At 67.3% G+C, this 12,432-nt stretch carries 12 protein-coding genes; 8 read left to right on the forward strand and 4 right to left on the reverse strand.

Translation table 11 applies throughout. The annotated features are described in order from the left end of the window. Positions 1–3: 3 nt before the first annotated feature. Positions 4–1,602, reverse strand: a complete 1,599-nt coding sequence (locus tag AB0M24_RS14465; protein ID WP_363766200.1) for a hypothetical protein — start codon at positions 1,600–1,602, stop codon at positions 4–6. Continuing rightward, positions 1,602–3,413, reverse strand: coding sequence for a hypothetical protein (locus AB0M24_RS14470; RefSeq protein ID WP_363766203.1), 1,812 nt, complete (start codon positions 3,411–3,413; stop codon positions 1,602–1,604). The genes AB0M24_RS14465 and AB0M24_RS14470 overlap by 1 nt, the downstream gene beginning before the upstream one ends. Before the next feature lie 501 nt (positions 3,414–3,914). Between AB0M24_RS14470 and AB0M24_RS14475 the strand changes: the two genes are divergently transcribed. The 8 genes from AB0M24_RS14475 to AB0M24_RS14510 all read left to right on the forward strand — a co-directional run bounded on the left by AB0M24_RS14475 (position 3,915) and on the right by AB0M24_RS14510 (position 9,726). Continuing rightward, positions 3,915–4,391 carry a phosphatase PAP2 family protein gene (locus AB0M24_RS14475; protein ID WP_363766206.1) on the forward strand — a complete coding sequence of 159 codons (477 nt, stop codon included), beginning with the start codon at positions 3,915–3,917 and terminating at the stop codon, positions 4,389–4,391. Next, positions 4,391–5,773, forward strand: coding sequence for a histidine kinase (locus AB0M24_RS14480; protein ID WP_363766209.1), 1,383 nt, complete (start codon positions 4,391–4,393; stop codon positions 5,771–5,773). Before AB0M24_RS14475 ends, AB0M24_RS14480 begins: the two co-directional genes overlap by 1 nt. Beyond that, entirely contained in the window at positions 5,770–6,417 is a 648-nt protein-coding gene (locus AB0M24_RS14485; protein ID WP_363766212.1) for a response regulator transcription factor, read from the forward strand. The genes AB0M24_RS14480 and AB0M24_RS14485 overlap by 4 nt, the downstream gene beginning before the upstream one ends. A gap of 118 nt (positions 6,418–6,535) precedes the next feature. Next, a complete protein-coding gene (queC, locus tag AB0M24_RS14490) occupies positions 6,536–7,231 on the forward strand; it encodes a 7-cyano-7-deazaguanine synthase QueC (RefSeq protein WP_363766215.1) in 696 nt (231 codons plus the stop codon). Then, complete coding sequence (queE, locus tag AB0M24_RS14495) at positions 7,228–7,863, forward strand: 7-carboxy-7-deazaguanine synthase (protein WP_363766218.1); 636 nt, start codon at positions 7,228–7,230, stop codon at positions 7,861–7,863. Before queC ends, queE begins: the two co-directional genes overlap by 4 nt. Next, positions 7,860–8,348, forward strand: a complete 489-nt coding sequence (locus tag AB0M24_RS14500) for a 6-carboxytetrahydropterin synthase (RefSeq protein ID WP_363766221.1) — start codon at positions 7,860–7,862, stop codon at positions 8,346–8,348. The genes queE and AB0M24_RS14500 overlap by 4 nt, the downstream gene beginning before the upstream one ends. After that, complete coding sequence (folE, locus tag AB0M24_RS14505) at positions 8,345–8,956, forward strand: GTP cyclohydrolase I (RefSeq protein ID WP_363766223.1); 612 nt, start codon at positions 8,345–8,347, stop codon at positions 8,954–8,956. Before AB0M24_RS14500 ends, folE begins: the two co-directional genes overlap by 4 nt. A 5-nt stretch (positions 8,957–8,961) precedes the next feature. Continuing rightward, on the forward strand, positions 8,962–9,726 hold the full coding sequence (locus AB0M24_RS14510) for a class I SAM-dependent methyltransferase (protein ID WP_363766226.1): 765 nt from the start codon (positions 8,962–8,964) through the stop codon (positions 9,724–9,726). Positions 9,727–9,735: 9 nt separating this feature from the next. Here AB0M24_RS14510 and AB0M24_RS14515 read toward each other — a convergent pair whose 3' ends face one another. Both AB0M24_RS14515 and AB0M24_RS14520 read right to left on the reverse strand, forming a co-directional pair. Beyond that, complete coding sequence (locus AB0M24_RS14515) at positions 9,736–10,776, reverse strand: hypothetical protein (RefSeq protein ID WP_363766228.1); 1,041 nt, start codon at positions 10,774–10,776, stop codon at positions 9,736–9,738. A 72-nt stretch (positions 10,777–10,848) separates the two neighbouring features. Continuing rightward, positions 10,849–12,429, reverse strand: coding sequence for a cation acetate symporter (locus AB0M24_RS14520; protein ID WP_363766231.1), 1,581 nt, complete (start codon positions 12,427–12,429; stop codon positions 10,849–10,851). Between the last annotated feature and the right edge of the window lie 3 nt (positions 12,430–12,432).

The following is a 12,432-nucleotide window of genomic DNA, read 5'->3' on the forward strand; positions in this document are numbered from 1 at the left end:
CCTTCAGCTGAGCACCGGGCTGACCGGTACGACGGTGGCTTTCGGGACCCATTGCCCCGCAAGCTCTTCCTGCATGGGCATGCCGGGTCCGTGCACTTCGCCAGGCCCCATGGGCATCGCGGTCACCTGGGCGACCGCGTAGATCTGGACTTCGGAACCGAGAGGTCGGCCGAGCCACGAGCGGAAGCCCGCGGGCGTCGGGTTCGCGCCGCCGAAACGGTTGCCGACCTCGACGGCGTAGCCGATCGGCAGTTGCTCCCGCGGGTCGAAGCGCAGTGGTACGGCCAAAGTCGTCACGGAAGTGGCGATGGAGGACGTCAGCAACCACGGCGCCACGTACAGGCCGTGCGGGTAGACCGGGCGTTCGGCTTGCTCGACGCCGGCACGTGACAACGCGCCATAAGCGGTTGACCACCCGGACAACACGACCAGCGCGTCACCCGAGTCCGACACCGGAACAAGAGAACGAACAAGCGCAGAAGCCGCCACACCGCGAGGCGAGGAGTCCGAGACGATGCGGACGCTGGTGACGCCCTTGTTCTTCAAGAACGTCACCAGCTTCGTCAGCGAGTCAGCGTCCTCAGTGGACAATCCATCGGCCGGACAAGAAGCAAGAACCGAACGCTTGCCCGCGATCAGCCCGCCCAGAGCAGCCGAGGCGCACTCGGGATCCGGTGCAGGACCAAAAACATCACCTGTGTCGAACGAAACCGACGAGCTGCCGGACGAAGACCGCACAACAAGCGAACCACGCCCAGCCGGTAGATCGACGGAAGCCCACGTCCCGTCCGCGCCGGACAAAGGCACAGCCGGAACCGAAACCCCGCCGACCTCCACGGAAAAGCCGTCGGAAGGGAAGTGCACGAGGTTGCGCCCCGGCCGATGCGGGCTGATCAGCACCGGGGCCCCACCAGCCGAAGCCAGCACGGGAACGCCGGGCACAGGGAGCTCCTGCGGCGAGGGCAGAGCCGCCAGCCCGCTCCACAAGAGCAGGCCGAAAGCGACCGCAAGAGTTCCGAACCGGCGAATCCTCAGCGCTACCAACGGAAGCAGCACCACGACGACCAACCCGATGCCGAGCAACGAGACAACCCGGCGGTCGAACGCGAAACCGGACGACACCAGCCGCACCAGCCCGGCCAACGCCAGCACCACGCCCAACGACAGGACGTGCTGGCGAAAGCGCGAACCAGGCGACAGGGCCAACGCCACCCAAGCGACCGCACCGGCCACGTAGACGGTGTTGGCCACCAACAACAACCCGGAGTCCCCAACGGAGGTCTCGATCACCAGCAGCAACGTCAAAGCCCCTGCCACCCAACGGACAGCGGGCTTCCCGAGCAGCACCGGCACAGTCAGAACCAGCACCGCGTGCACCAACGCACCCAAAAGATGTGCGTCGAACACGAGCGCGGACACGGACACCAGTCCGAGGGCGAGCGCCGCGAGTGCGAAGTTCGCGGCCCTCACCCAACGAGGCACCACGACCGCGATCCCGGAACCTGCCACCAGGAACGACACCAGCAGCAACGCCAGCCGCACCACGACGAGCCAAACCGAAACGCCCGAGGCGGCCTCGAAACCTCCGTGGGGATGATCCATTACTTCACGTCCGCATCCGAGATCACGAACAGCTCCGAGTGCGGCTTCGCGTTGCCGAACGGCCCGTGCGGCCAGTCCTTGCGGTTGAAGTTGATGCCGACCTGACCGGAGAACTCGTCCTTGAACGACGTGTCGACGGACAACGAACCGGAGGGGCCGACGTTCACGATGTTGACCTTGTGGTCACCGTCGAGACCGGTCCGCGCCACGAAGTAGTTCGACACCGCGAGCCGACGAGGAGACGAGGTCTCGTGGTAGAAACCGTCCGCCCCCAACGAGAAGTTGTCGTACGCGCCCCAGTGCGGACCCGCGGCCGGCGTGCCGGGGTTGATCGGAGCGGCACCGGCCAGGGTCGGGCAGTCCGACTCGCCGCCACCGTTCTGCGCCTCGGCCACAGTGTCGATGCGGCAGGTGAAACCAGTTCCCGCCGCCAGCAGCTTCTCGATGTTCAGCACGTACACGCCACCGGTGGTGCCGGGGTCGTTCGGGCCGAGCGCCCCCTTGCCCCGCCCGGAAATCGCGCGGTAGAGGTACTTGTCGTCCGGCGAGGTCTGGATCCAGCCACCATTCGAACCGCCACCGTTCGAATCGTTGCCCGCGTAGATCGCCTTGCCGGCGGAACCGTCGTCGAACACCTCGTACCAGTGCGGTTCAGCCGCCGTGATGTCCGGTGTGTAGTGCACAGCGCCGCCCTGCATGGTCTGGGCGAACGCGCCCTTGTGACCGGGCAGGTTCGTCACCGTCGTCTCCATGACCGCGCGGCTCTCCTGGTGCAGCGGGTCGGCGGGATCGGCACGCGGGCCGTTCTGCAGGTAGCTCACGGCCTTCAAGCGAGGAGCGTTCCGGTCGGAGATGTCCCAGGTGCGGACCGTCGGGCGGCGCAGGTAGGGCGAGGGCGCCTTGACCGGGTCGAGGATGATGTTGCGCGGCTCGGCGTAGTCCGAGGTCACGAGGATGTTCAGGTCCTCACGGGCCTGGATGCCGTGCGGGTTGGCGCAGGAGGGCGCGCCCAGTCGCGGCAGGTTCAGGCACAGCTTCTCGTCGTCGCCCTGCGGAGTGGCCGCGGAGGTCTGCGAGAGCACCTTGCCGTCGCGGTCGAATCGCAACAGCGCGCCCGGTGAGCCCGCGAAACCGTTGCCCACGACCGTTTGCCCGTTGGCGTAGGTGTACGGGCCGGGCACCACGGGGCCGCCCATGTAGGTGCCGTACGCCGTGCCGTCCTTCAACGTCCAGTACGCGTCCGGCACGGAGCCGCCCAACGTGTTCGTCGGCAGGCTGATTCCCTTGAGCTTCAACGAAGGCAGTGCGCTCACGTCGAACGCGTAGGTGGCCGCCGCGAACAGCGCGCCCGCGTAGACCGTGTCTCCCTTGTGCCACACGTACTGCATGTGGTGCGGCTCGTTCTCGACCAACGGCCCGACGGTCGCGGTGTTCACGACCTTGCCGTAGCTCGGCGAGCCCTCGGTCGCGTCGATCACGGCCAGGAAGTCGGGCCCCGGCAACGCGTTGGTGACCTTGCCGAGCCCGCCGGTCAACGACCCTGGCAGGTTCTTCAGGTCCTTCACGAGAGTGTCGGCGACGTTCTCGTCTCCAGCCCAGACGAGAAGCCACTTCTTGCGCCCGGCACTCAACGCTTGTGCCTCAGAGGTGAGGTGGTTCTTCACCCAATACTGCTTGCCGTCAGAGGCGGTCTTGCTGTCCGTGAACGTCTGCACATCGGCATAAGCGGGGGAGTTGTCCCCGCTCGCCGTCACCACGCCGGCCGCGAGTGCCGCGACTGCGGCTCCGGCCAGAGTTTTTCGCCATCGCATTGCAGTCTTCTCCTTGTTTTCGGGCACGCCAAATAAGCGTCGACACAAAAGGGGAAAGGTGCTCAGAGGGAGCGACAGAGTGCGCTGGCCTGCTGGCGCAGGTCCACGTGAAGGCGTCCTACCAGGACGACAGCGGTGCACATGGGGCTGAGGATCTCGATAGTCGACTGATGTTGTCAATCCGCCGACCAAAGAGTGAGAAGCCACTCGGAGGTGTTCTATTTCATCCATCAGGACCAGGACACTCACGCATGGTGAGGGAAAGCGAGTATCGGTGAGAGATTATCTCGGTCACCGAGCGAACGCTTTTGTCGTGTTATTTGTAGCAGATCTTCGTGAGGAGTGCTCAGGTGCCGGAAAACGGAGTGAAGTTTCGCCTATTGGGTGCGAGCACGTGCTGCCCGTCGTCCGCGAGCTGGAGGCCGACCTTGTCGAAAGTAAGGTCTGATCGGTTCCGAACGGCAGAGGTGCGCACCCGAAGAAGTTCGTAGCTTCGGCTGGGTGACTTGGCTGGTGATCGGCACCGACGCGGTGCTGGGTGTGTTCGTTCTGATGTTCGGCTGGCTCGTCCTGAAACACCGCGCAAGAGGCTTTCTCGCCGGCGCGGGCGTGGCGGTGGCCTACGCGGTGAGCGAGGTCGTCAAGCTGCTGGTCCAGGAGGAACGGCCCTGTCGCACGGCGGCGTCGCTCGCGGAGTGCCCACCGCCGGGCGACTGGTCGTTCCCCAGCAACCACTCGGTGATCGCCGGGGCGTCCGCGATGGCGATCTGGGCGCTGCACCGGACTTTGGGCTGGGTGGCGGGAATCTGCGCCATCGCGGCGGCGGCGTCGCGAGTGATTGTCGGTGTCCACTATGTACACGACGTTGCGGCCGGGCTGCTGCTCGGCGCGTTGATCTCGTGGGGGATCGCGGCTCTGCTGAAGAAGAAGCGGAGCAACGACGACGCGCCGACCGTCGTGCTGCAGCGACTGGGATGATGGGGAACGTGTGGGAGGTCGCGCTCTACCTGGCCCTGTTCGTCGCGGCTTTCGCCGTGGTGCGCAACCGCCCCGCGGTGGCGTTGAGCCTCGCCCTCGGCGGGTGGCTCGCCTCCTACCTCGTCAGCGTCGAGTTCGACGTCATGCTGGTGCTCACCCCGCTGCTGGCACTGGTCAGCTTTCTCGCTGGACGACACGCGAAAGACCCGGGAGCGACCGCGATCGCCCTCACGATCGCGGAGTTCGCCGGCGTCGTCGTCGCACTGAGCGCGCGCGGAGGGTCGGACACCGCACTCGTCGTGACGTCCGGCATCGGCGTGCTCGGCGTGGTGCCGTGGATGTTCGGGCGGTTCCGCCGCAGGTACGCCGAGCTCCAGGAAGTGGGCTGGGAGCACGCCACCCTGCTCGAACGGGACGCCGACAACGCCCGCAACGCCGAACGTGCCCGCCTGGCAGGGGAAATGCACGACCTGGTCGGCCACGAACTGGCACGAGCGGCACTCCTCACGGGAGCGCTCGAGCTCGAACCGACTCTCACGGACCAGCAACGCGAAGCCGCCAGGACGGCGCGGGCCAGCGTCACGGCGGCAGCCGAACGGCTCGCGGACGTCATGCAGGTGCTCAGGGCGGACGAGGACGAACCCGTGGCGACGATCGAGGAAGTCGTCCAGCGCAGCGGGTTGAACGTCGACCTGACCAACAAACGCGTCACGGAGATCGACGGGATCATCGCCAGAACCGTGCACAGGGTCGTCGCCGAAGCGTTGACGAACGTGATCAAGCACGCTCCCGGCGCGCGGGTCGAGGTCGTGCTGAGACAGAACCTCGAACTGCGCATCACCAACGGGCCGGCCCCGAAACCACCGTCCGTCGGCAGCGGCAAGGGACTCCTGGGCCTGGCCGAACGCGTCGCGCTCGTCGGCGGCTCGTTCGACGCGGGGCCGAAGGACGGCGGGTTCGAGGTCAGGGCGAAGCTCCCCGAACGCCCGCTGCCGAGGACCACGCCGACACACGTCCGCAAACAACGCACCGAAGCGGAGATCAGGAAGAGCGCCAAACGCACCGTGCTGATCACGTCCGTCGTATGCGCGGGCATCGCGGTCGGCGTCCCCGGCTACATGGTGTTCGACGCGGTGACGTCGGTGCTCACCCCGCAGCAGTTCGAGCAGGCGCGAATAGGCGCACAGGAAGACGACCTCGACCTGCCGTTGCGCACCCGCGTCGACAACCCGCTCGGCGTGTCGGCGCCGGAGAACACCGAGTGCCTCTACTACTCCACGCACGCCAACCCGTTCGACAACCAAAGGCACGACCTGCACCAGCTGTGTTTCCGGGATGATCGGCTCGTGTCCAAGGAATGGCTCGTCAGGAACAAAGGATGATCCGCGTCGTGCTCGCGGACGACGAGCCCGTGGTGCGGTTCGGCGTGAAGGCCGTGCTCGCGACCGCGAAGGACATCGAGGTCGTGGCGGAGGCGGAGAACGGCGGCGAGGCCGTTGATCTCGTGGCGAGACACCGGCCGGACGTCGCGGTGCTCGACATTCGCATGCCCGGTCTGGACGGGCTGGACGCGGCCAACCTGATCCGCGAGCGGCACCCGGACACGCGGACGCTGGTGCTCACGACGTTCGCCGACGACACCTACATCAGCCGGGCGCTGGGGGAGGGCGCGGCGGGCTTCGTGCTCAAGACCGGCGACCCGCAGGAGATCATCGCGGGGGTCCGTGCCGTCGCAACTGGCGCGGCCTACCTGTCTCCATTGGTGGCCAAACGAGTCGTCGACCAGCTCTCCAGGACCCACCCGAGACCGGCTGCCACGCAACGGATCGCGGGGCTGACGGCACGCGAGCGAGAGGTGCTCGGACTGGTCGGCGCGGGCCTGTCGAACGCGGAGATCGCAGCTCGGATCCACGTCGTCGAAGGAACCGTAAAAGTGTACGTCAGTACCATTCTTCGCCAATTGGGTGTGCGGAACCGGGTGCAGGCGGCGATCATCGCGCACGAATCCGGGATCATTCCCAACTGATACGCGACGGTTCACCTACCGAAAAGATTCGGCTCGGGTGTTGACGTCCCGAAAACGGCGGCTCTACGTTCAGTGGCATTCCCCTGCCGATAAACCTGCGTGAACGGGTGATGATCGCATGAGCATGCCTGCAATCGTTCTGCTCAGTGGTGGCCTCGATTCCACCACGACGCTCGCCATCGCGAAGCGGCAAGGCTTTCTCCCTTATGCGCTCAGCTTCAGCTACGGCCAGCGGCACAGCGTGGAGCTGGAGGCGGCCAAAAAGGTCGCTGAACGGATGGGCGTGGCGCGGCACATCGTCGCCGACATCGACCTGCGCGTGTTCGGCGGCTCGGCGCTGACCGACGACATCGCCGTGCCCAAGGGCCGTGACGAGGAGCAGATGGCGGGGGAGATCCCGCCGACCTACGTGCCCGGCCGCAACACCATCTTCCTGTCGTTCGCGCTGGCGTATGCCGAGGTCGTGGGCGCGCGGGACGTGTTCACCGGTGTCAACGCGGTCGACTACAGCGGCTACCCGGACTGCCGTCCCGAGTACATCGAGGCCTACGAGGCCATGGCGAACCTCGCCACGAAGTCCGCGATCGAGGGCGACGGGCGCATCCGCGTGCACGCTCCGTTGATCGACATGACCAAGGCGGACATCATCCGCACGGGCATCGACCTCGGCGTCGACTACTCGCTCACGACCAGCTGCTACGACCCGGTCGACGGCGTCTCGTGCGGCACCTGTGACACGTGCGTGCTGCGCTTGAAGGGCTTCCACGAGGTCGGGGCGAAAGACCCGGTGCGCTACCTGGCAGTGCCGGCATGACGTACTTCGTGAAAGAAATCTTCTACACCCTGCAAGGTGAAGGTCGTCATGCCGGACGGCCCGCGGTCTTTTGCCGATTCTCCCGCTGCAACCTGTGGACGGGTCTCGAAAAGGATCGACACAGGGCGGTCTGTCAATTCTGCGACACCGATTTCGTGGGCACCGACGGCCCCAACGGCGGGAAATTCCGGACCGCGAGTGAACTCGCCGATGCGGTCGAAGCGGTGTGGGACGGCGACACTGACGAGGAACGGTTCGTCGTGTGCACCGGCGGCGAACCACTGCTGCAGCTCGACGCACAAGCGATCGACGCGCTGCACGACCGGGGTTTCGAGATCTCCGTGGAGACCAACGGCACGCAGGTCCCGCCGCCGGGCATCGACTGGCTGTGCGTCAGCCCGAAGCTCGGCTCCGAGCTCGTCGCGACCAGCGGCCACGAGCTGAAGCTGGTCTACCCGCAGCAGAACGGCGAGCCGGAACGGTTCGAGCACCTGCGGTTCGAGTCGTTCCGGTTGCAGCCGATGGACGGCCCGGACGTCGCCGCCAACACCGCGGCCGCGATCGCCTACTGCAAGCGCAACCCGAAGTGGAGCCTGTCCGTGCAGACCCACAAGTACCTGGGCATCGCATGAGCACTCACAGCGTGTCCGTGCGGCACAACTTCGAGACGGCGCACCGGCTTCCGCACCTGGCCGGCAAGTGCGTGAACCTGCACGGCCACTCGTGGTGGATGGAGGCCGAGGTGTCCGCGCCCGCCCTGCACGCCGGTGCCGTCGTCGAGTTCGGCGCGCTCAAAGCCCGTGTCAGGGACTGGATCGACACCCACCTCGACCACGGCGCGATGCTCGGCGCCGCGGATCCGTTGGTGGACGTGCTGACCGAGCACAAGAGCAAGGTCTACCGCTTCGGCGCGGACAACCCGGAACCCGCCGAGCAACTCGCCCAAGACCTCGCCCATCCGACCGTCGAGGCCGTCGCCGAGCTCATCGCCCGCGTCGTCGAGGACGCCCTGCGCGACCTGCCCGGCGCACCCGGCGCGCGCGTCGCCGAGGTGACCGTGCGCGAGACGCACGTCAACTCCGCGTCCTGGCGCTGTACCGAAAAGGACCACTCATGACCGTGATCACCGTGTCGTCCCGCGCCGACGCCGGGGTGGCCGAAGCGGCCGAGCACGCGCGGGCGATGTTCACCGCGCTCGGCATCCCTTGCGACACAACGTCCACCGAACGCACGCCGCTGCGGTTCGTGCGCGCGTTGGCCGAGTTGACCAGCGGACTCAGACTCGACCCCACGAGGCACCTGTGCGTGCAGTTCCCGCCGGAGTCGGTGAACCAGGGCGTGATCGCGGCGGTCGACGTGCCGTTCGTGGCGTTGTGCGAGCACCACGTGCTGCCGTTCCTCGGCCGTGCGACCGTCGCGTACCTGCCTGCACCGGGCGGCCAGATCGTCGGACTGTCCAAACTGGCCAGGGTGGTGCAGGAGTTCGCGGCCAGGCCCCAGGTCCAGGAACGGCTGGGGGAGCAGGTGGTCGAGGCGCTGATGGGTCACCTGGCGGCGTCCGGCGCGGCCTGCCTGATCCGGTCCGAGCACGCGTGCCTGACGATGCGCGGGGCCGAGGCGCACGGCGCGGTGATGGTCACCGCACACCTGGCCGGCGACTTCCAGACCGACATCGCCTTGCGCACGCAGGTGATGGGTCTCGCCCCGACCTACATCAGGAGGTGAACGGCGTGCTGCAGACCGGATATCGCGGCCCGCACGCGCTCAGCACCCGCGGCTGGCTCGACTTCGTGGCGAGACTCGAACGCCGCGAGGAGATCGCGCTCGTGCGGTCGCTGACGGCGGGAAACGGCAAAGCACTCGACGTCGGCGGTGGCACCGGCGAGCTGACCCAGGCGGTGGCTGTGCAACTGGGCGGCTGCACGGCCGTCGAACCTCACACGGATCGGGCAACCGTGCTGCGGGAAACGGGCATCGAGATCCTGCCGGGTAGCGCCGAGCACCTGCCGTTCGACGACGGCACGTTCGACGTGGTGCTGGCCAACTGGATCCTGCCCTACGTCACCGACCTCGAAGGCGCTCTCCACGAGATCGCCCGCGTGGTCGACCTGACGCACCCCGAGGCGAAGGTCGTCATCATCGGCGGCGCACCGGACAACGAGCTCGTGAGCCTGCTCAACGAGACCTGTGTGCCGATCGCCGAAGAGCCGCCGGACGACCAGGGCTATCTGCTCTCGGTGGCCGAGGAAGTGTTGAAGAGCAACGGTTTCAGCCGGTTCACCGCACATCGGACGGAAGCCGCGCTGCACTTCCCCGAAGCCGGTCTGGACGAACGGGTACGAGCCGCCGCGCAGATCCTCGTGAACTTCTGGTACGAGGACCACCCGGCGGCCCACGAGATGCTGACAGCCGTGGAACCCGCGCTGCGCAGGCACTTCAGCCGGCGACCGCACGCGGTGGGCGACCAGGGAGTGGTCCTGGTCGCCCGCCCGTGAGCACGACGATCAGGACCTGTCCCAGTCGAACGTGCTGCTCACCGAGCCGTCGGACAGGAACGGGCTGCCGCCGTGGTCGATGGTGACGGTGCCGTGCTGGCCCAGACAGGACCAGTCCAGCTCGAGCCGCCATTCGACGAGGGTGCGCACACCGCGGAGCGCGGGCCTGATGACGAAGTACTCCGGGGTGCTCATGGTCACGTAGAACGGGAAGTCCGCGCCGCCTTCGGCGAAGGCGCGGTCCAGGCGCAGAGCCTGGGCGGGGAGGTCGGCGTCGTAGCGGTGAGCGGCGCGGTCGAGGCCGACGCGGAACTCTCTCGGATCAATCCGCATGGCATTGGACTGAGTCTCCCACTCGACCTCGCGGACGAAGACCGGGCGCAGTCGCCGCAGCAGCACGGCCTGTGGGGTGAAGGCCTCCACGAAGACGTGGATCTCGACGTCCGGATGGGCGTGGAGGCCTTCGTACCCGTAGGTCGTGCTTTCGGACTGGGAGGTCGTGACCGACACGTTCAGCGCGGTCTCACCTCGGGAGACAGGTCCGGAGGTGATGGTGAGGTCGCCGTGGACGACGCCGACCTGCACGACGTTCTGCGCGTGCACCTGGCCGGCGTCGTTGGAGACCGTGATGGACGCGGGGTGACCTCGCTCCGGGCCGGACTGCTCCTCGGCACCTCGCGCGGCCTCTTCCAGTCCGGCCTCGCGCAGTGCCTTGGCCATGCTCGCCAACGACCGCTCGTGCACCCACTCAGCGCTGGAGCGCTCCGCGGTCGCCGCAGTCCTGGCGAGCCGCGCCGCCCTGGCGAAGTCCGCCTCCGCCTCCTCGTGCCGACCTGATACGACCAGGAAGCGCCCGTGATCGAGCAGGGCGAGCACCTCGGCCACGCCATCTCCGAGGTCGCGCGCGGCGGCGACGGCCCGGCCGGCCTTCTCCAGGCCGATGCGGGCGCGCTCCTGCGCCGCCAACGCCAACGCTTGCTGTGCGGCCTCGCCGGCCTCGTCGCGCTTGCCCCGGAAGAACAGGTCCTTGCTGAGCGCGACCAGATCCACGGCCTCTGCCTGGCGACAACCCCGCTCGTGGGGTGCAGGACCGCGTTGAGGCCGCGCCTCTTCATCCACCCGTCAGGCCTTGGTGCCGATGCCCGCGATCGCCCGGACTTCCATCTCCGCGGCCTTGGCGGCCATCTCCGGCTCGGACTTCGAGAAGATCGTCGCCAGGAACCCGCACAGGAACGAGAACGGGATCGACACCAGGCCGGGGTTGCCCAGCGGGAACCAGGCGAAGTCGATGTCCGGGAAGATCGACGTCTTCGCGCCGGACATCACCGGCGAGAAGATGATCAGCAGCAGGCACGACCCGAGACCGCCGTAGATGCTCCACAGCGTGCCCGTGGTGTTGAAGCGGCGCCAGAAGATCGTGTAGAGGATCGTCGACAGGTTCGCGGAGGCGGCCAGAGCCAGCGCCAGCGACACCAGGAACGCCACGTTCTGGCCGTTCGCCGCGATACCGCCGATGATCGACAACACGCCGACCACCACAGCGGTCAACCGCGCGACCCGGATCTCCCTGCGCGGCTCGGCATTACCGCGCTTGATCACGTTCGCGTACACGTCGTGGGCGAACGAGGCCGAAGCGGCGAGCGTCAGACCCGCTACCACCGCGAGGATCGTGGCGAACGCGACCGCGGACACGATGCCCAGCAGCACCGCGCCACCGATCCGGAACGCCAGCAGCGGCGCGGCGGAGTTCTCCCCACCCGGCGCGGCGGCGATGGTGTCGGTACCCACCAAGGCCATCGCGCCGAAGCCGATCACCAGCGTGCACAGGTAGAAGATGACCATCGTCCAGGTCGCCCACACGACCGAACGACGAGCTTCCGAGGCGTTCGGCACGGTGTAGAAGCGCATCAGCACGTGCGGCAGAGACGCGATACCCAGCACCAACGACAGCGCCAGCGACACGAAGTCCAGTTTGGACATCGTGCTGAACCCGTACTTGGCACCGGGGTCGAGCACGGCCTCGCCGAGCTTGTTGTTCTCGGTGGCCTGCTGCATGATCGCCGACAGGCTGAAACCGAACTTGCCCAGCAGGAAGATGCTCATCAGCGTCACGCAGAGCAGCAGCAGGACGGCCTTGATGATCTGCACCCAGGTCGTGCCCTTCATGCCGCCGACCAGCACGTAGAGCACCATCACCATGCCGACGACCGCGATCAGGATCGCCTGGCCCCACTTCGAGGACACGTTGAGCAGCAACGCGATCAGGCCGCCGGCGCCCGCCATCTGCGCGATCATGTAGAAGAACGAGATCACCAGGGTCGCGTTCGCGGCGGCCGCGCGGACCGGGCGCTGCTTCATCCGGAACGCCAGCACGTCGCCGACGGTGAAGCGGCCGGTGTTGCGCAGGCCCTCGGCGATCAGCAGCAGGCCGACGAGCCACGCGACGACCCAGCCGACGGAGTAGAGGAACCCGTCGTAGCCGTGCGCCGCGATGCCGCCGGAGATGCCGAGGAACGACGCGGCCGACAGGAAGTCACCCGAGAGCGCCACGCCGTTCTGGGCGCCGGTGAACGAGCTGCCGGCGGCGTAGTAGTCCGACGCCGTCACGTTCCGGCTCGAGGCGCGGTAGACGATGTAGAGGGTGATCAGGACGAACACCGCGAAGACGCTGAGGTTCAGCACCGGGTTGCCGGTGGTGGGCATGCC

Origin of the sequence: Lentzea sp. NPDC051838, from assembly GCF_040681245.1 — a bacterium.
Classification (GTDB): Bacteria; Actinomycetota; Actinomycetes; order Mycobacteriales; family Pseudonocardiaceae; genus Lentzea.